The following is an 18,739-nucleotide window of genomic DNA, read 5'->3' as shown; positions in this document are numbered from 1 at the left end:
GCGAGGGTGCCGTTCGTTCGTCGGAGGGTGCGCGCGGACGGCGCAGCGTCAGACCGGCAGGCGGCGGAAGATCGGGCGCGGGATGTGGCGCAGCACCGACATCACCGCGCGCAGGGGCGCCGGGGCCCACACCTGCTCCTTGCGGCCCGCCACGGCCGCCACGACGACGTCGGCGACGGCCTCGGGCGTCGTCGACAGCGGCGCCGGCGACATCCCCTCGGTCATCTTGGTGTGCACGAACCCGGGACGGACGACGGTGACGCCGATGCCCTCGGGCCGCAGCGCCTCGGTGAGCCCGGTGTAGAACGCGTCGAGCCCGGCCTTCGTCGAGCCGTAGACGAAGTTCGAGCGCCGCGCCCGCTCCCCGGCCACCGAGGACAGGGCGACGAGGTGCCCGTGGCCCTGGCGGCGGAACTCGGCCGCGAGGGCGACGCCCACCGACACCGCGGCGACGTAGTTGACCTCGGCGAGCTCGACGGCGACGTCGATGTCCTGCCAGGCCTTCTCCTGGTCGCCGAGCAGGCCGAACGCGACGACGGCGACGTCGATGTCCCCGCCGGCGAACGCCTTGCGCACGGCCTCGGTGTGCACCGCGGCGTCGCGGGCGTCGAACTCGACGGTCTCGACGGTCGCGCCGGCGCGGGTGAGCCGCGCGGCGGCGTCGGCGAGCCGGGGCGACTGGCGCCCGGCCAGGACGACCCGCACGGGGCCACCCTCGAGATACTTCTCGGCGGTCGCCAGCCCGATCTCCGAGGTGCCGCCGAGCAGCAGCAGGGACGACGGGTGGCCGACGGCGTCGATCATGGAACTCCTCAGGGGGTGAGGCGGAGGCGGCGCGACATGTCCGACGCGAACACCCCGTCGGGGTCGGCGGCGTCGCGGACCTTGCGCCATTCGTCGAGCCGCGGGTACATGGCGGCGAACGTCCCGGCGTCGGTGCGCGAGTCCTTGGCGGTGTAGAGGCGCCCGCCCATGGCCAGCACGCGCTCGTCCAGCGAGCGGCAGAACGCACCGAGGCCGTCGACGATCGGGAAGTCGACGCAGATGTTCCAGCCCGGCATCGGGAACGACAGCGGCGCCCGGTTGCCCTCGCCGAACTTCTTGAAGACGTTGAGGAACGAGACGTGCCCGGAAGCGGCGATGTCGCGGATGATCGCCCGGAACTCCGCCTCGGCGTCGAGCGGGACGATGAACTGGTACTGCAGGAAGCCCTTCGACCCGTAGGCCCGGTTCCAGTCCCCGAACAGGTCGAGCGGGTGGTAGAAGGCGGTCAGGTTCTGGATCTGACCCTTCTTGTTCTTCGTCTTGCGGTAGTACAGCTCGCCGATCGCCGAGAACGTCAGCTTGTTGGCCAGGCCGTTGGGGAAGACGTCGGGCAGGTCGACCAGCGTGGGCGCGTCGAACTTCAGCGGGTCGCGACGCAGCTTCTCGGGCAGCTCGTCGAGCCGGGCCAGCGAGCCGCGGCCGAGCGCCGCGCGACCGAGCTTGGCGCCCGTCGACATCGAGTCGAACCAGGCCGACGAGTAGTCGTAGGCCTCGTCGGAGCCGTCGGAGAACCGCTCGATCGTCTCGTCGAGGTTCGCTGTCCGCTCGGTGTCGGCGACGAAGTAGGCGGTCTCGGTCTTCGTCATCCGCACCGTGGCGCGCAGGATGATCCCGGTCAGGCCCACGCCGCCGACGGTCGCCCAGAACAGCTCGGACTCCGGGCCCTCGGGCTCGAGGCGGCGCACCTCGCCGGAGGCGAGCAGCAGGTCCATCGACACGATGTGGTCGCCGAAGCTGCCGGCGGTGTGGTGGTTCTTGCCGTGGATGTCGTTGGCGATCGCGCCGCCGATGGTCACCTGGCGCGTGCCCGGCAGCACCGGTACCCACAGCCCGAACGGCAGCGCGACGCGCATGAGCCGGTCGAGCGAGACGCCGGCGTCGAGGTCGACCAGGCCGGTCTCGGCGTCGACGCCGTGGATGCGGTCCCGCGCCGTCATGTCGACGACGAGGCCGCCGGCGTTCTGCGCGGTGTCGCCGTAGGAGCGGCCGAGGCCGCGCGCGACCACGCCGCGCGCCCCGGCACCGGCGACGACCTCGGCGAGCCTCTCGGTGGAGGTGACCTCGTCGCCGGACACCACCGTCGCCCGGCTCGGGGCCGTGCGGGCCCACCCGACCAGGGTCTTCTCGGTGCGCGACATCCCGGGCGAGTCTAGGGGGTGTCCAGGACGGGCACGCTCGCGCGTCCCGTCCGCGTCCAGCCGGCGACGGTCTCGTCGCCGACCTGCGGCGTCAGCGTGCCCAGTGGCAGCCGCGGCACCCAGCGGGCGAGGCCGATCGCGTCGCGCGTCGGCTCGCCGTCGAGGTAGACGGGCAGGCGTACCTCGTCGACGAGCAGGCGCGGGGTGAGGAACGGTCCCCCGGTGCTCGGGGCGACGGCGATCTCGCCGGCGCCCGACAGGTCCGGCGGGGTGATGCGCCAGGGCGGGACGCCCGCGGTGCCGCCGGTGAGGGCCGGCGGGCGCAGGCACGGGAACGGGAACGCGACCGGCCAGTCGACCAGCGCCGTGCTGCCCGGCGGCACGACGTCGCCGAACGGCACGGTGCGGGGCACCCGGGGCACGCTCACGGCGAGCGGGAGCTCGGGGTCCTCCCCGGACGGCGTCGCGACCTGGGCCGCCGCACCGTCGCGGGCCGCGCTCGTGGCGCGCACCCGCACGAGCGTCGTGCCCTCGGGGGCGAGGGCGCGCAGGTCGCGGGGGGCGGTGCCGTCGCGGGGCCCGGCCGGGCCCTCGGTGACGGGCTCGGCCGTCGGGGACGCCGCGAACTCCAGCGTGACGTTCCCGCGCGCCAGCGAGCCGCTGGCGGCGACGACCACCGGCGCCGTCCGGTCGCGGGCCTCGGGCGGCAGGACGAACCACTCGGACCGCAGCTCGGCCGGCGCCTGCCCGGCGGCCAGCGCCGGCGCGGCCCACCCCGGCAGCTCCTGCCCGGCGATCCGCAGCGGCACCGCCGCCGGCGTCACCGGTGCGGTGGGGGTGAACCGCGGCGCGAGCAACGGGGCGTTGCTGGCGTCTGGCGCCAGGATCGCCACGTTCTCGCTCGCCGACACGCCGACGGGGAGGAGGCCGGCGCGGGGGTCGGTCTCGACGGCGAGGTCGGACGCCATCCCGCACGGGTCGCCGCGCACGGCGGCCAGCGAGTCCGTGCCGTAGCTGTAGGTCCCGAGCCGGTCGGCGGTGTCCTTGAGGAACGCGCCGCCCTGGAGCGCGACGACCGCCACGACGAGCACCAGCGCGAGCCGCCCCGGGGCCAGGACCCGCGCAACGCGGCGCGGGACCCGCCCGCGCACGGCGACGACGACCGCGAGCACCAGCGTCCCCACGATCGTCACCGGGAACGCGATGTCGGCGAGCGGCACGCGCAGCACCTGGGGCGGGATGTCGTTCCAGAACACGCCCCACGCCGACGCGTAGGCCCACTGGTTGTACCCGAGCAGCACCAGCGTCGTGACCAGCCCGAGCCCGCCGACCACGGCGACCAGCGCGCGGCCGCGCAGGCGGGCGGCGACGACCCGCGGCGCCCACAGCACCACGAACAGCGTCAGCACGGCCGTGCCGACGCCGATCAGCTCGCCGAAGTGCAGCGTCCACTTCGTCGGGCTGACGATCAGCAGCACCGGCGCCAGCGCCACGACGCCGAGCAGCCGCCCCGCCGGCCCGACCGCGACGCCGGCGCGGACCCGGGCCACGCCCAGTGCCCACGCCGTCGCGGCCAGCCCGAGCAGCGTCAGCAGCACCGCCAGCCGCGCGCCGAGCCCACCCTGCACGTCGCCGGGCGTGATGAGGTGGCTGTAGCGGTCGATCTCCTGCCACCAGGGCTGGCCGCCGCCGATCAGCTGGCGCACCCGCGTCGCCTCGAGCAGACCGGCCAGTGACTGGTCGGCGGCCATCGGCAGCACCGCGACGGCCAGGCCCGCGACGACGACGAGCAGCCGCGTCCACCCCCGCGGCGCCCGGGCCAGCGCGGGCAACGCCACGAGCAGCGGTGCGAGCCCGAGCAGCGCGCCCGGCGTCAGGGCGACCGTGAACCCGGCCAGCACGGCCGCGGCCAGCAGCGGCAGCAGCGCCCGCGTCGCCACCGCGCGCTCGGTGCACACCCACACCGCCAGCACGCCCAACGCGAGCCACGGCTCGGGGCGCAGCGAGAGCCCGAACGGCGCCCACCAGGCCGCGAACGCCGCCGCCGCGACCCAGGTCGCGCCGGGACGGCGCAGCGCCGGGCCCAGCCGGGGCAGCGCGTGGCGGCGCAGCAGCACCCAGGTCAGCAGCCCCAGCACGGTCGCCGGCACCCGCAGCCACAGCACCGACGCCGCCGGGCCGGGCGCGAGCGCGGCCCACGCGCGCGTCACCTCGTAGAACCAGCTGAACGGGGCCTCGGGCGCGTTGAGCCAGCGGTAGACGTTGCCGGTGAACCCGCTCTCGCCGCGGCTGCGCAGGATGCCCGCGATGTAGCCGTCGTCCACCGTCGCCGGACCGACGACGGCCCAGCCGGCGAGGGCCAGCCCGACCACGGCGTCGACGGGCCGGGGCCGCCACGGCCGCCCGCGACGCACGGGCCGCCCGGGTCGCGATGCCGCGACGACCATCCCGGCCAGCCCCAGCAGCACCCCCAGCCCGAGCAGGTACTTCCACACGCTCGGCGTCGTCTGGAAGCGGGTGTCGGTACGCAGCGACACCGTCAGGCCGTCCGTGCCCGGGGTCCCGGCGACGATCGCCGCGACGACCGGGCGCACGTCACCGGGCCGCGTCACCACCGTGCGGTCGTCCACCCGAATCTCGGTGCTCTCCGGCCGCGAGACCACCGCCAGCGTGCACGGCCCGGGCGGCAGCGCGACCGCCGCGAGGGTCTCGCCGTTGCTGGTCACGAGCGCCCCGCCCGGCAGCGGCCGCACCGCCAGGCCGCCGACCGGCGCCGGCGGCGTGCCCGGCGGGGTCGTCGCGAGCGTGGAGGCACCCGGCGGCGTCGCGGCGAGCGCGGCGCAGCTCACCGAGGCGTCGAGGGCCACCGGCTGGTAGGGCATCAGCGGCAGGGCGGCGGCGGTCTGGCCGGGTGCCTGCGGCCAGGCGAACGTCACCACCGGCTGGTGCACCGGCGCGAGCGGGAACAGCACGGCGCAGAGCAGCGTCAGCAGCGCCGAGGCGAGCAGCAGCGACGGACGCCGGGGCGGGGACGGCGACGGCTCCGCCGCCGCCGGCGCCCGCGCCTCAGCCGAGGTACTCACGGCCGGAGTACGCCTCGGAGGCCAGCGTCGCGAACCGCGCGGTACCGCTGCGGGTCACGTGGTCGACGCGCAGGTCGTAGCCGTCGGTCGGGTGGTCGTAGACGATCCGGTCGACGTTGCCCCACGCCAGCGCGGGCACGCCGCCGTCGGGCAGCGCCGAGAACGGGCGCACCGTCGCCCACGTCCGCTCCGACTGCACCATCGTCCCGCCCCACGACTCGTAGGTCGGGTTGGTCAGGATGAACTCGGGGGTGTTCTCGGCCGCGCTGAGCCGCATCGTCGGGGTCGGGGCGATGCCGTGCTGGACGGCGACCTGGTCGACGCACGGCCACAGCACCGCCGAGAGCTGGTCGGCGAAGACGCCCCCGGCGACGATGTCCGACGGCTGGTCCGCCGCGGTCGCCGACGGCATCACCGACTGCATGCGCGCGAGGTGCGGCGCGGCGACCGCGAGCGAGCTGTCCGGGCCGGCGACGCGGTCCTCGACCTGCAGGCGCACCGCCGTCGGCCGGCTGCCCGGCAGCAGCACCGGGATCTCCTGCCACTGCCGCGCGGTGAACCCGCCGGCGGGCGTCACGGCCACCGACTCGGCCTCGACGGGGGCCCGCGGGTCGCCCGAGCCGAACTGGACGACGACGCGCTGGCGGTCCGGCTCGTTGCCGGCGACCGGGACGACGAGGTGGGTCGGTGCCTGCGGGTCGGCCGGGTCGATCGCGGGCAGCGGGTACCAGCCGGTGGTCAGCGTCCCCAGGCCGGTGACGCCGGCGGGGGCGGTGGTCGGGTCGGCGCCCGGCGGGAGGGCGACCTCGTCGTGCCACAGCGCGCCCGGGCCGGGCGGCGGCACCGGGGACGGGTCGCCGGCGGCGAGGGCGAAGTCGCCGGTGCGCGTGTCGGGGGTCGTCGGGGCGCCGACGTCCTGCCCGGTGCGCGCCATCACCGTCGCCGCCTCGCCGAGCCCGCACCCGCGGCCGGTCAGGGCCTGCATCTGGCTGCCGGCGACGGTCCACCCGGCGCCCTGGTAGATGGGCGCCATCACCATCACGCCGATCATCAGCCCGACCATCACCACCGACGCCGTCACGAGCACCGCGCGCTCCGGCGTCACCCCGAACGTCCGTCGTCGGGCCCGCCGTCGCCACCACACGAACAGCCCGGCGAGCGCGGCGACGAGCAGCCACCACCAGACGTCGCGCAGGTAGTGGTCGCCGTAATGGGGGGCGAAGCTCTCGAGGTCGAGCATCGAGATGTCGGTGTCGAGGTGGTCCCCGAACGGCTGGCCGCGGTCGCTGTAGGGCTTCCAGGTGTTGGGGCCGGCGAAGCCGAGCACGGTCGCGCCGGTGATCAGCGCGACCGACGCGCCGGTGACCAGCGCGCCCGCGCGCCGCGGCAGCGGCGAGTGCAGCAGGGCCAGTGCGAGCAGCACCGTCGCCGGGGCGGCGACGGCCCCGAAGTGGTTGACCCACTTCGTCGGCCCGAGCGCGATGAGCCCCAGCGCGACGGCGGTGGTGACGGCGGCGCCGAGCGTCGCGTCCCGCAGGCGCCCGCCGGCGGGCCCGGCCCGGCCGCTGCGGCCGCTGCCGATCGACACGACCACCAGCAGCACGACCGTGAGCAGCACGGGCAGCCGGCGTCCCCACGTCCCGGTCTCGATGAGCGTCCGGTAGTGGGCCCACTCCTCGTACCAGGGGAAGGTCAGGTAGTACCAGCTGTGCACGTCGGTGGCCTCGAGGACGTCGCCGAGGGTGGCGTCGCCGAAGCCGATCGGGATGGCGATGGTGCCGGCGGCGACGACCGCGCCGGCCGCGCCGAGGCGTGACCGCCAGCCGTGGGCGGCGAGCCAGCGCCACAGCCACGGGAGGGCGACGACGACGGGCGCGGCCGCCACCAGCCCCGACGGGGAGACCGAGACCGCGAGCGCGGCGAGCGCCGTCGCGGGGATCAGCGGGCCGACGGCCTCGCGCCGGCGCGCGAGCTCGGCGAGCACGAGCACCCCGGCCGACAGCGGCACGATGACGATCTCGGGTCGCAGCGCCATCCCGTAGGGCAGCCACCACACGAGGTGCGCGACGAGCAGCGCCCACGCGACGCCGGGCAGCGCGCCGGCGCGCCCGAGCAGGTTCACCAGCAGGACGCGCAGCAGGGCCCACGTCACGAGCCCGAGCAGCAGCGGCAGCAGGCGCATCCACAGCAGGCCCCAGCCCGGCAGGCCGAGCGCCTCGCCGAGGTGGCCCCAGACCGCCATGACGTACTGCGACAGCACGAACGGGTTCTCCGTCGTGTTGAACATGTAGATCTGGTTGCCGATGTAGCCCGTCGGCGTCGCGTTGCGGGCCATCAGCAGGTACCAGGAGTCGTCGTTCTGCAGCGGCCCGAGCACCACCCAGGCCGCCGAGACGAGCGTGACGACGGCGTCCGCCGGGTGCAGGCGCGGCCGGGCCAGCCCGGCCCCGCGGCCACGCCAGCGGCGGGTGGCGAGCCAGATCGTCGCGACCAGCGCGAGCGCGTGGAGCACCAGGAGCGCCAGCTTCAACCCGCTCGGCACCGACGAGTAGCGGTCGTCGGTGTGGACGGTCGCGGCCAGGCCGGGCGTCCCGGGCGCGTCGGTGGCGATCTCGGCGACCTGCGGGACGAGCGCCCCGGGGAAGGACGCCAGCTCCTGGCCGTCGCGGGACACCCGCGTGCCGGCCTGGTCGGCGATCACCCGGTACGTGCAGTCGCCGAGGGGGAGCAGCTCGTCGAGCACGGTCGCGCCCGAGCTCGTGACGACCACCCGCCCGCCGGACAGCGCCACCGTCAGCCCGCGGCCGGGGGTGCCGGCCGACCCGGGCTCGGTGCGCAGGGCGTCCCCACCGCCGCGCAGCGCTGCGCAGGGGACCTCCGCCGCGAACGACAGCGGCCGGTAGGGCGTCAGCGGGAGCGTCGTCGACGTCGCCGGGGCGCCCGCCTTCGGCCAGGTGACGACGGGGTCGTCGGCGACGACCGGGGCCAGCGGGATCGCCAGCCCCAGCAGCACCGTGACCGCCGCCAGGGCCGCGAGCCACCACCCGCCCGCGCGCGACCGCCGTGGCCGCACGTCCTCGCCGGGGGCGTCGGGGGAGGTCGGCCCGGGCCGACTCTCCTGCGCTGCCACCACGGCCATGGGGCGCGACGATATCGACGCGCCCGGACCACCCCGGTGAGGTGGTCCCTCCAGGGCTCGTACCCTCGACCCCATGACCGCCACCGGGCCCACCACCGGCGAGCGCCCCGCGCCGCTCGGCCTCAAGGCCCAGATCGTGCGCTTCGTCGCGATCGGCGTCGTCGCGGCCGCCGTCGACCTCGGCCTCTACGCCGGCCTCCTCGCCCTGGGCACGTGGGCCCCGCTGGCCAAGGCCGTGTCGTTCATCTGCGGCACGACGACGGCCTACCTGCTCAACCGGCGCTTCACCTTCGCCTCGTCGTCGGGCGGCACGGGCCGGTTCCTGGGCTTCGTGGTGCTCTACGGCTCGACGTTCGCGGTGAACGTCGGCGTCGCGGCGCTGGTGCTGCACGTCATGGACGCGCCGTCGGTCAACCCGGGCGTCGTCGCGGGCTTCGTGTCGTGGTTCGTCGCGCAGGCCTGCGCCACCACGATCAACTTCGTCGTCATGCGCACGGTCATCTTCCGCGACTGAGGTCCCTGGCAGCAGCGAACGCGCTGTTCGCTGCCTCTAGGCGTCGGAACTCCCCGTTGATCACTGGTACATGGGCGTGGTGATCAGGAGCGCGCCGCGCACCTCGACGCGGTGCTCCGCGTGCGTGACGCGCCCCTGATCTCCGGAGATCGGAGTCCCGAGGCTGATCAACGGGGACTTCGCGCGCGTAGACGCAGCGAACCGCCCGTTCGCTGCGGCAGGGGCCCGGGGGGGGGCAGGGGCAGGGGCAGGGGTGGCGGGTCAGCGGGAGGGCGAGGGGGTCCCGGGCGGCGGGTCGCCGATGGGGCCCGGGGTGTAGTTCCCCCACACCTCGCGCTCGCCGTGGACGACCGTCGGGGCCGCGGCGTCGGGGGTGTAGGGGTCGAGGCGCTCGACGATGCCCCAGTCGCGCGACGGCTGGCCCTCGAGGTAGGTGGGCAGCTCCGTGCGGCGCTCGAGGATCTCGATCCACCCCAGGGGCCCGCCGGCGTTGGCCGACGACCAGTTCACCCCGCCGGGGCGCAGCTGGCTGGCGTCGGCGATGAGCCGGTACCGCGCGACCTCGGCGATGCCGTCGCGCACGTCGAACGGGCGCAGGCAGGGGCTCGCGAACTGCACGGGCCACTCGAGGTAGCCCGGGTTCTCGGGCCCCAGGATCTGGGTCAGCGGCACGAGCTGGGGCGCGCGCATCGGCGCGATCGCGAGCCAGCCGTCGGGCACCGGCGCGCGGTCCTGGGCGATGAGGCGCACCTCGTCGGCCTGGGCGCCGACGCCGCCGGCGAGGTTGAGCCGGATCTCGCGCCACCCCGGCTCGCCGAAGCGGCGGTCGTCGATCGGCTGCTGGCCCAGCACCTCCAGGCGGCCGTCGGGCTGGCGGCGGGCGAACTGGATGGTGAGGAAGTTGCCGCCGTTGAGGCGCCCGGCGACGGTCAGCACGAGCGGGGTGCTGCCTCGGCGGAGGTCGTCGTTGAGCGAGTACCAGTCGGTGCGCAGCACGCCGGTGTTGGTGCCCGACGCGTCGTAGGACCCGAGTGCCTGGTCGGCGAGCCCGTTGCGCAGCGAGTACTCGTAGCCCGACACGCCCGTGCCGCCGCCGACGGGCGGGGTCGCCCCGGCGAGGGAGAACCCGCTGTTGACCGGCGTCGGGTCGACGAGCTGGGCCTCCGGGCTCGACGCGGGCACGGTGTTCGGCGGCAGCGGGGCCGGGCTGGGGGTCGCGGAGGCACCCGGTGCCGTGGAGGTCGTCGTCGGCGGCGTCGTGCTGGTCGTGCCGCCTCCGTCGGTGCCGGTCGCGGCGGAGCCCGCCGACGAGCCCGTGGTCCCGGACGCGCCGGGCGTCGCGGTGGGTGTCGCGGGCGCGACGGTGGGCAGCACCCCGGGCGCCGACGGCGCGAGGCCGGTCGCGGGCGGCGCGACGGGCAGCACGCCGGCGGCCGTCGACCCCTCGACGCGGACGGCGTCGGCGAGACCGCAGGTGCCGCCGAAGGGGTGCTCGAGGACGTCGCCGCCGAGGGAGAAGCTCCCGGCCTGGGCCTCGATCCCGTCCGACATCGAGATCATCTCGAACGCGAGCAGCGCGGCGCAGACCAGCGCGATCGGTGCCGACCCGACGCGCAGGGCCCGTGCCCGGCGCTCGACGGTCGAGCCGCCGCGGGTGCGCCGCAGCTTGCCCAGCGCCTCCCGGGACGGTCGCAGGGCGCTGCCGACCGCCGACGACACGGCCGGCGGCATCGTCGCCGCCGACGGCGGGCGCGGTGTCCCGAGCTCCTCGGGCCGGGGCACGCCGCGGATGTGCTCGATGCCCGCCCAGACCAGCAGGATCACCGACACGCCGAGCAGCAGCGAGTACACCGGCCAGGGCCCGTAGAAGAACGCGCCGACCTCGGGCCCGAACGGCCAGCCGAACCAGTACGGCGGGCCGCCGCCGAACGGCACGCCCCAGTTGTTCGTGTACCACCAGGTGTTCGGGCCGGTGAACGCCAGCGCGAGCACCGCGAACAGCGCGGCGAGGAACAGCAGCCGGTTGCGTCGCGAGCGCAGGACGTCCGACGACGTCGCCAGCGCCGTCAGCGCGGCCATGCCGGCGCCGAGGGCGGCGAAGGAGCCGAAGTGGTGGGTCCACTTGGTCGGGGTCAGCGCCAGCACGACGAACGCGAGGACCGACGACCCGATGAGGCGCTGGGCCGGTCCGAGCGCGGCGCCCGCGATCTTGTCGCGGCGCAGCAGCACGACCATGCACACCGCGATGCCGAGCATCAGCAGCAGCACCGGGAAGCGGCGCTCGAGCGAGCCGTCGGCCGCCGTGCCGAACAGGGACTGGTAGCGCACGAACTCCTGGAACCAGCTCCAGTTCGGGCCCAGCAGCGTGCGCAGGCGGGTCGCCTCGTACACCGCGGCCCAGGTCTGGTCGGCGAAGATCGCGACGAGCACGAGCAGCCCGGCCCCGGTGATGGGCAGGAGCACGGCCAGCCAGCCGCTGAACCGCACGCGCTCGACCACCAGCCGCCACAGCGGGCGCGCGGCGGCGAGGAAGGGCGCGACGGCGATGAACCCCGTCGGCGTCGCGGCGACCGCGAACGCGGCCGCGAGCAGCCCCAGCGCGACCGGGGCGAGCCGCCGGGTGGCGACGCCGCGCTCGACCGCGCAGAACGCGAGCAGCGCGGAGATGACGACGACGGGCTCGGGCCGCAGGCCGTTGTTGTACGGCAGCCAGAAGGCCAGGAAGACCATGGCCGCGGCCCACGCCGCGGCCTTCGAGCGCCGGACCTGCTGGCCCAGGCGCGGCAGCATCTCGCGGCTGATGAGGATCCACGACACGAGCCCCATCGCGACCGAGGGCACCCGCAGCCAGAGCACGGAGTCGTCGATGCGGATCCACTGGGCGTAGAGCTCGTAGAACCAGCCGAACGGCGCCTCGGGGACGTTGAACCACCGGTAGTAGTTCCCGATGTACCCGGCGGACTCGCGGGCCCGGGCGATGCCGAGGATGTAGCCGTCGTCGGAGGTCTGGCTGCCGATCACGGCCCAGACCGCGAGCACGGCGGTGACCACGATGTCGCGCCCGGTCGGCCACCACCAGCGCTTCGGCGCCAGGCGCGGGGCCCGACGCCCGGCGCGCACGTCGAGCGCGTGCAGCGCCCACACCCCGCCCGCGACGGCGAGGATCGCGAGCACCCCGGCCAGCACCTTGAGCGTCGTCGGCGAGGTCTGGAAGCGGGTGTCGGGCGTGATCGACACCGACACGCCCGCCACGTCGTCGCGGCCGGCGTCGAGGTCGGAGTAGATGCCGACGACCTGCGGGCGGGCGTCGAACGGCAGGCGGATCTCCTGGCCGATGCCCAGGTCGATCAGCGTCGACTGCGCGTCGGAGACGATCCGGATCGTGCAGTCGCCGGCCGGGACGGTGGCGGTGGCCATCTGCTGGCCGCGGTCGTTGAGGACGAGCTGGCCGTCCTGGACGCTCAGCCGCATCCCGACCTGGGGGCCGTTCGGCGAGAGCGGCGGGTACGTCGACAGGACGGTCGCGGCCGGGCCGGTGCGCGCGTCGAGGTCCTGGACCGCGCGGCAGGGCACGGTGACCGACATCGTCTCCGGCCGGTAGGCCACCAGCGGGGCGTCGACCGGCCGGGTGCCGGTGGTGGCGCTGGGCCACGTGATCGTCGCGGTGTCCTGCACGACCGGCAGGAACGGGAACAGCAGCGCGAGGCCCGTCCCGAGCAGGCCGAGGACGATCGCGACCAGGCGCAGCCACCGGGGGCCGCGCTGCGACGGACCCGCGTCGGGGGTCTCGGCGACGTCGTGAGCCGGGCTCACCGTCTGTTCCGAGGTCAGCACGCGGCGAGGCTAGTCCGGGCGCCGCACGGCGCCGTGAGGTGGCTGGGGGATCTCGTCATCCGATCGTGAGGGGTGGGGCCGCTGGGACGTCAGCGGCGCAGGAAGCGCTCACGCCGGCCGAGGCGGACCAGCGCCAGCCACTCCCGCAGCGCGCCCGGGTCGCGGCGCGAGACGAGGAAGTACCACGCGAAGCGCAGGTGCTCGATCGCGCCGAAGCGGCGCAGTCCCGGCTGGGCGAGCAGGTAGCCCCGGTTGCGGTACGTGTAGTAGCGCTTGGTCGCGTCGCCCGGGTCCTGGGCGTGCAGACGGCCGCCGAGCATCGGTTTGAACTCGGCGGACCCGTCGGGGTGGACGTACGCGGTGGTCAGGCACGTGCCGTAGGGCAGGCCCGACCGGGAGAGCCGCCGGTGCAGCTCGACCTCGTCGCCGCGGACGAACAACCGCAGGTCCGGCACGCCGACCACGTCGAGCGTGCCGGCGCGGAACAGCGCCCCGTTGAACAGGTGCGCGATGCCGGGCATGAGCTCGCCGCCGGTCTGCGCGGCGTACTCGGCGAGCTCGCTGCGCCGGCGCATCCAGTGCAGGCCCTGGCGCAGCGGGAACGCCAGCCGGTCCGGGTCGGCGATGTCGGCGATGACCGGCGAGACCTCGGCCAGGCCGCGGCGGCGTGCGACGTCGAGCAGCGTCGCGAGGACGTGCTCGTCGACGGGCCGCCCGTCGTCGTCGGCCATCCAGAGCCAGTCGGTGCCCCGCGCGAGCGCCGTGAGCATGCCGAGCGCGTAGCCGCCGGCACCGCCGAGGTTGTGCCGCGAGGGCACGTACGTCGCGGGCAGCCCGCAGTTCTCGACGACCTCGCGCGTCGCCTCGTCCGGGCCGTTGTCGACGACGACGAGGTGGTCCGGCCGCCGGGTCTGCTTGGCGATCACCGCGAGCCCGTCGACCAGCATCTCGGCCCGCGCGCGGGTGACGACGACGGCGGTGACGACCTCGGTGTCGGGCTCGGTGTCGGTGTCCGGCGCGGTCATCCGGCGGTCGTCCGCTCGAGGCGCGCGAGCGTCTCCGGGCTGAGGTTCTCGAAAACGTCCCGGCCCTTGTAGTGGCTGACGACGTCGCGCAGCGGTCCCTGCTCGCGGATGACGCCGCCGTCCATCCAGATCGCGGTGTCGCAGAGCTCGACGAGGAACTCGTCGGAGTGCGAGGCGAACACGAGCATCCCGGAGCGGCCGACGAGGTCGCGCAGCCGGTCGCGGGCCTTCTCGAGGAAGGCCGCGTCGACCGCGCCGATGCCCTCGTCGAGGATGAGGATCTCGGGGTCGATCGAGGTGACGACGCCCAGCGCGAGCCGCACGCGCATGCCGGTGGAGTACGTGCGCAGCGGCATGCCGAGGTAGTCACCGAGCTCGGTGAATTCGGCGATCTCGTCGACCCGGCGCTCCATCTCGCGGCGGTTCATGCCGAGGAACAGGCCGCGGATGATGATGTTCTCGAAGCCGGAGATCTCGGGGTCCATGCCGACGGCGAGGTCGAACACGGGGGCGACGCGCCCGCGGATCTGCGCCCGGCCGCGCGTGGGCTCGTAGATGCCGGCGAGCAGGCGCAGCAGCGTGGACTTGCCGGCGCCGTTGTGGCCGACGAGCCCGACGCGGTCGCCCTGGCGCAGCGAGAGGTCGACGTCGCGCAGGGCCTCGACGACCGGGACCTTCTGTTCGCTGATGCGCCCGCCGGCGCGCCCGAGGACCGACTTCTTCAGCGACCTGTTCTTCGCGTCGAAGATCGGGAACTCGACGCTGGCGCCGCGGACGTCGATGCTGACCATGCCACTCACACCCAGTACGCGACGCGGGACCGGTAGTTGCGCAGCGCCAGCAGCGCGAGCGACCACCCGACCACGGTGATGGCGCCGCAGACCGCCCAGTGCACCCAGCTCTGCTGCTGGCCGACGAGCGGCGCCCGGAAGATCTCGATGAAGTGGTAGAAGGGGTTCAGCTTCGCCAGGAACTCGATGATCGCCCGCGGGCTGCCGGGCGCGCCGCCGGTGAGCAGGTCGGTGGTCCAGATGATCGGCGTCATCGTGAAGAACAGCTGCATGAAGCTGCCGACCACCGGCGGGATGTCGCGGAACCGCGCGGAGATGATCCCGAACAGGAGGGTCACCCACAGGCCGTTGACCACGATGAGCGCGAAGGCCGGGATCGCCAGCAGCGCCCACCAGCTCAGCCCCGGGTGCACGATGGCGTCGGCCTTCGTGACCATCGTGTACGGGTCCTCGAGCTGGCGGAAGAAGATCGCGATCACCACGACGTAGACCACGACGTTGTGCGCGAAGAAGAGGATCTGCCGCCACACCGTGCGGAACACGTAGATCATCAGCGGCGCCGGCAGGAACCGGATGAGGCCCTCGTTGGCGATGAAGGTCTCGGTGCCCTCGAGCACGCAGGCGCTGATGAAGTACCAGATCATGAAGCCGACGGTCACGTACGGCATGAACGTGCCGATGGGCTGGCCGAACAGCTGCGAGTAGAGCCCGCCGAGCGCGGCCGCGGTGACGGCCATGCTGATCGTGATCCAGAGCGGGCCGATCACCGACCGGCGGTAGCGCTGCTTGATGTCCTGCCAGCCCAGGTGGCCCCAGAGCTCGCGCTGGGCGATCGCGGCACGGATGTCGCCGAACGCGCGCCCCCAGCTGCGCGGGGACGGCGCGTGCTCGAGGGGCGCCGGGTCGTCGGCGTCCTGGCGCGCGAGTGCGGGGACGGCCACGACCGGTGAGCGTACCTGCGCGGGCGGTGGGTCCCGGTGCCCCGGCACGGGCGCGTGTTCGATGGTCGAGCTCCCCTATCGGCGTGCTCCGTCGTTGGTGCTACGTCTCCCGTGCCGGGCCGTTCAGAGGTACTGGCCCGTGGTCCCCGCCCCCGCCGCCGCACCGGACGCGCCAGCCGGCAGGCCCCGACGCATCTGCTCGAGCTGCACCTTGGCCGCCATCTGCTGGGCCACGAGCGCGGTCTGGATGCCGTGGAACAGGCCCTCCAGCCAGCCGACCAGCTGGGCCTGCGCGATCCGCAGCTCGCCCGCAGACGGGGGCGCATCGGCGGCGAAGGGCTCGACGAGGCGCTCCAGCTCCTCGCGCAGCTCCGGGGAGAGCGCGGACTCGAGCTCCCGCAGCGACGAGGCGTGGATCTCACGGAGGCGGCCGCGGCTCGCGTCGTCGAGGTCGGTCTCGCGGACCTCCTCGAGCAGCTGCTTGATCATCATGCCGATGCGCATGACCTTGGCCGGCTCCTCGACGGCGCCGGAGAGGTTCTCGCGCTCGCCGTTCTCGGCGACCTCGCCGTGCTCGTCGGCGTCACCGTCGGGCCGGACGCGCACGGTGCCCACCGGCTGACCGTCCGGCCCGACGACCATCACCTGGTCACCGGGGGTGGGCTCGGAGGATCGGGTCCCGGGTGCCTCGCTCATGCCGTCCATCCTCCACACATCGGACGCGGGCGTCCGCCCGGCGCCCGTCCACCGCCTGCTGCCGTCGCCTGAGCTGACCGCCGTCGCCGGTCGTCGCAGCGCTCCGTACCCTCCGAGGACATGGCGTTCGACGTCGCTCGGGTCCGGGGCCTCGTGCCCGCCCTGGGTGACGGGTGGGCGCACCTCGACGGTCCGACGGGCATGCAGGTGCCCGAGCAGGTGGCCACCGCCGTGTCCTCCGCGCTGCGCGCACCGGTCTCGCGGCCCGGCGGGGTGTACCCCGCGTCGCAGCGCGGCGGGGCCATCGTCGAGGCCGCCCGCCGGGCGATCGCCGACCTCGTGGGCGCCGATCCCAAGGGCGTCGTCCTCGGTCCGGGGCCCGCGCCGCTGATCGAGCGGCTCGCCGACGCGCTCGCCGCCGACTGGGAGCTCGGGGACGAGGTCGTCGTCACCCGCCTCGACGACCTCGCCAACGTCGCACCCTGGGAGCGTGCCGCGCAGCGCGCCGGCGGGCGCCTGCGCACCGCGGAGATCGACGTCGAGACCTGCGAGCTGCCGAGCTGGCAGTTCGACGAGCTGCTCGCCGAGCGCACCCGCGTCGTGTCCGTCACCGCGGCCTGCCCGGCCATCGGGGTGCGCACCGAGGTGGCGGCGATCGCCCGCAAGGTCCACGCCCTGCCCCACCGCGGCGCGGGCGTCGAGCCGCTGCTGGTCGTCGACGCGAGCGCGGCGGCGCCCTACCTGCCGCTCGACCTCGACACCATGGGTGCCGACGTCATGGTGCTCTCGGCGTCGGCGTGGGGCGGACCGCCGGTGGGCGCCCTCGTGTTCCGCACGCCCGACCTGCTCGACCGCCTGCCCGCCGCCTCGCTCGACCCGTCCGCGCGCGGGCCCGAGCGGCTCGAGGTCGGCGACGCGCCCTGGGCCCTGCTCGCCGGGCTCGTCGCCTCGATCGACTATCTCGCCGACCTCGACGACACCGCCTACGGCCCGCGCCGCGACCGCGTGCTCACCTCGATGAGCTCGGTGCGCAGCCACCAGGACGAGCTCACCGACTACCTCGTCTCCGAGCTCCGGTTCCTGCCGGGTGTCATGGTCATCGGCGAACCCCCGCGCCGGATCCCCGTGGTCGCCTTCACCGTCGCCGGCCGCACGGCCCGCGAGGTGGCCGAACGCGTCGCCGAGCACGGCGTCTGCGTCGTCACCGACACCGGCGACACGGGCGCGCTGGAGGTCCTCGGCGGCGCGGAGGTGGGCGGCGTCGTCCGCGTCGGCCTGGCGCACTACTCCACCCGCGCCGAGATCGACACGCTCGTGAGCGCCCTCGCCCGCCTGTGATGCCAGCAACGCGGCATTCCTGGCACCGGGCGCCAGGATCGCCACATCCTCGCCGGGACGACACGCGGGACGTGTCAGCGTGGCGTCCACGCTGACAATCGAATACAGCACGCCGATAGGGCCAGGAAGTCCGCCACGATCACTGCGGTCCGGTCAGCCGCGCAGCACCTCGTCCTCGTCGCGCACGACCAGGATCAGCTTCCCGACGACCCCGCCCGCGTCGAGCGCCGCGTGCGCCCGGGACGCCTCGGCGACCGGGACGTACTCGTGGATCACCGGCCGGACGCGGCCCTGACCGATGAGCGGCCAGATCTCCTCGCGCGTCGAGGCGACGATGGCGCCCTTGCCGTCGGGCCCCTCGACCTCGCGCCCGCGCAGCGTCGTCGCGCCGATCGAGAGCCGACGGCCGAGCATCGACGCCAGGTTGATCTCCGTCTTCGCGCCGCCCATCAGCCCGATGATCACGAGACGGCCGCCGGTGGCCAGCGCGGCCAGGTTCGCCTGGAGCCCGGAGGCGCCCATGTTGTCGAGGATGACGTCGACGCCGCGGTCGTCGGTGGCGCTCGCGACCTCGGCGGGCAGGTCGTCGTGATAGTCGATGGCGACGTCGGCGCCGAGGTCCAGGCAGGTCTGGAGACGCTCGGGCGAGCCGGCGGTCGCGAGCACGCGGGCGCCGAGGGCCTTGCCCACCTGGATCGCGTGGGTGCCGATCCCGCCCGTCCCGCCGTGCACGAGCAGCGTCTCGCCCGAGCGCAGGCGACCGGCGACGACGAGGTTCGACCACACCGTGCAGGCGACCTCGGGCAGCCCGCCGGCGTCGGTCAGCGAGACGCCCTCGGGGATCGGCATGACCTGCGCCGCGGGCACCGCGACCTTCTCGGCGTAGCCGCCGCCCGCGAGCAGGGCGCACACGGTGTCGCCGACCGACCAGTCGCTCACCCCGGCGCCGACCGCCGAGATGCGTCCCGAGCACTCCAGCCCCGGGATCTCCGACGCGCCGGGCGGCGGCGGGTAGTTGCCCTGCCGCTGCATGACGTCGGCGCGGTTGACCGCCGAGGCGACGACGTCGATGACCACCTCGCCCTGACCCGGCTCCGGGTCGGGGTGCTCGACCCACCGCAGGACGTCGGGGCCGCCGAACTCGCTGATCTCGATCGCGTACACGGGGCGCGACGGTAACGGCGTCGGCGGCGCG

At 74.9% G+C, this 18,739-nt stretch carries 12 protein-coding genes; 2 read left to right on the top strand and 10 right to left on the bottom strand.

The features are described 5' to 3' along the window. Positions 1–48: 48 nt before the first annotated feature. From dprE2 to ABD994_RS21625, 4 genes are read right to left on the bottom strand one after another with little or no spacing between them, the layout of a single operon-like run. Positions 49–804 (bottom strand): decaprenylphospho-beta-D-erythro-pentofuranosid-2-ulose 2-reductase, encoded by a 756-nt coding sequence (gene dprE2, locus ABD994_RS21640; protein WP_345419953.1) that lies wholly within the window; start codon positions 802–804, stop codon positions 49–51. 8 nt (positions 805–812) lie between these two features. Continuing rightward, positions 813–2,183 carry a decaprenylphosphoryl-beta-D-ribose oxidase gene (gene dprE1 / locus ABD994_RS21635; protein WP_345419950.1) on the bottom strand — a complete coding sequence of 457 codons (1,371 nt, stop codon included), beginning with the start codon at positions 2,181–2,183 and terminating at the stop codon, positions 813–815. Between the two features lie 11 nt (positions 2,184–2,194). Beyond that, positions 2,195–5,266, bottom strand: a complete 3,072-nt coding sequence (locus tag ABD994_RS21630) for an arabinosyltransferase domain-containing protein (protein WP_345419947.1) — start codon at positions 5,264–5,266, stop codon at positions 2,195–2,197. After that, the gene (locus ABD994_RS21625) at positions 5,250–8,405 is read right to left on the bottom strand and encodes an arabinosyltransferase domain-containing protein (protein WP_345419944.1); all 3,156 of its coding nucleotides are present in this window, start codon (positions 8,403–8,405) and stop codon (positions 5,250–5,252) included. Before ABD994_RS21625 ends, ABD994_RS21630 begins: the two co-directional genes overlap by 17 nt. Before the next feature lie 73 nt (positions 8,406–8,478). On the opposite strand from ABD994_RS21625, the gene ABD994_RS21620 reads away from it, so the two are divergent. Next, on the top strand, positions 8,479–8,919 hold the full coding sequence (locus ABD994_RS21620; RefSeq protein ID WP_345419941.1) for a GtrA family protein: 441 nt from the start codon (positions 8,479–8,481) through the stop codon (positions 8,917–8,919). A 261-nt stretch (positions 8,920–9,180) separates the two neighbouring features. Here ABD994_RS21620 and ABD994_RS21615 read toward each other — a convergent pair whose 3' ends face one another. The 5 genes from ABD994_RS21615 to ABD994_RS21595 form a co-directional block, all read right to left on the bottom strand. Then, positions 9,181–12,753, bottom strand: coding sequence for an arabinosyltransferase domain-containing protein (locus ABD994_RS21615; RefSeq protein ID WP_345419938.1), 3,573 nt, complete (start codon positions 12,751–12,753; stop codon positions 9,181–9,183). Positions 12,754–12,842: 89 nt separating this feature from the next. Continuing rightward, complete coding sequence (glfT1, locus tag ABD994_RS21610) at positions 12,843–13,778, bottom strand: galactofuranosyltransferase GlfT1 (protein ID WP_345419935.1); 936 nt, start codon at positions 13,776–13,778, stop codon at positions 12,843–12,845. After that, the gene (wzt, locus tag ABD994_RS21605) at positions 13,775–14,569 is read right to left on the bottom strand and encodes a galactan export ABC transporter ATP-binding subunit Wzt/RfbE (protein ID WP_345419932.1); all 795 of its coding nucleotides are present in this window, start codon (positions 14,567–14,569) and stop codon (positions 13,775–13,777) included. Before wzt ends, glfT1 begins: the two co-directional genes overlap by 4 nt. Positions 14,570–14,574: 5 nt before the next feature. Further along, positions 14,575–15,510 (bottom strand): galactan export ABC transporter permease subunit Wzm/RfbD, encoded by a 936-nt coding sequence (wzm, locus tag ABD994_RS21600; protein WP_345419929.1) that lies wholly within the window; start codon positions 15,508–15,510, stop codon positions 14,575–14,577. A gap of 123 nt (positions 15,511–15,633) precedes the next feature. Continuing rightward, positions 15,634–16,206 carry a bacterial proteasome activator family protein gene (locus ABD994_RS21595; RefSeq protein ID WP_345419926.1) on the bottom strand — a complete coding sequence of 191 codons (573 nt, stop codon included), beginning with the start codon at positions 16,204–16,206 and terminating at the stop codon, positions 15,634–15,636. Positions 16,207–16,326: 120 nt separating this feature from the next. Here ABD994_RS21595 and ABD994_RS21590 point away from each other — a divergent pair, with 120 nt between their 5' ends. Continuing rightward, complete coding sequence (locus ABD994_RS21590; protein WP_345419923.1) at positions 16,327–17,544, top strand: cysteine desulfurase-like protein; 1,218 nt, start codon at positions 16,327–16,329, stop codon at positions 17,542–17,544. Positions 17,545–17,697: 153 nt separating this feature from the next. On the opposite strand, the gene ABD994_RS21585 is transcribed toward ABD994_RS21590, so the two are convergent. Continuing rightward, complete coding sequence (locus tag ABD994_RS21585) at positions 17,698–18,708, bottom strand: NAD(P)H-quinone oxidoreductase (RefSeq protein ID WP_345419920.1); 1,011 nt, start codon at positions 18,706–18,708, stop codon at positions 17,698–17,700. Between the last annotated feature and the right edge of the window lie 31 nt (positions 18,709–18,739).

It is taken from the genome of Actinomycetospora chlora (genome assembly GCF_039542135.1).
Taxonomy (GTDB): Bacteria; Actinomycetota; Actinomycetes; order Mycobacteriales; family Pseudonocardiaceae; genus Actinomycetospora; species Actinomycetospora chlora.
This window is presented reverse-complemented; position numbering and strand designations above follow the sequence as displayed.

What these genes read in the sequence shown, in the direction of transcription:
- dprE2 (WP_345419953.1), bottom strand. Translation starts at nt 804, where the DNA reads ATGATCGACGCCGTCGGCCACCCGTCGTCCCTGCTGCTGCTCGGCGGC.
- dprE1 (WP_345419950.1), bottom strand. Translation starts at nt 2,183, where the DNA reads ATGTCGCGCACCGAGAAGACCCTGGTCGGGTGGGCCCGCACGGCCCCG.
- ABD994_RS21625 (WP_345419944.1), bottom strand. Translation starts at nt 8,405, where the DNA reads ATGGCCGTGGTGGCAGCGCAGGAGAGTCGGCCCGGGCCGACCTCCCCC.
- ABD994_RS21620 (WP_345419941.1), top strand. Translation starts at nt 8,479, where the DNA reads ATGACCGCCACCGGGCCCACCACCGGCGAGCGCCCCGCGCCGCTCGGC.
- glfT1 (WP_345419935.1), bottom strand. Translation starts at nt 13,778, where the DNA reads ATGACCGCGCCGGACACCGACACCGAGCCCGACACCGAGGTCGTCACC.
- wzt (WP_345419932.1), bottom strand. Translation starts at nt 14,569, where the DNA reads ATGGTCAGCATCGACGTCCGCGGCGCCAGCGTCGAGTTCCCGATCTTC.
- ABD994_RS21595 (WP_345419926.1), bottom strand. Translation starts at nt 16,206, where the DNA reads ATGAGCGAGGCACCCGGGACCCGATCCTCCGAGCCCACCCCCGGTGAC.
- ABD994_RS21590 (WP_345419923.1), top strand. Translation starts at nt 16,327, where the DNA reads ATGGCGTTCGACGTCGCTCGGGTCCGGGGCCTCGTGCCCGCCCTGGGT.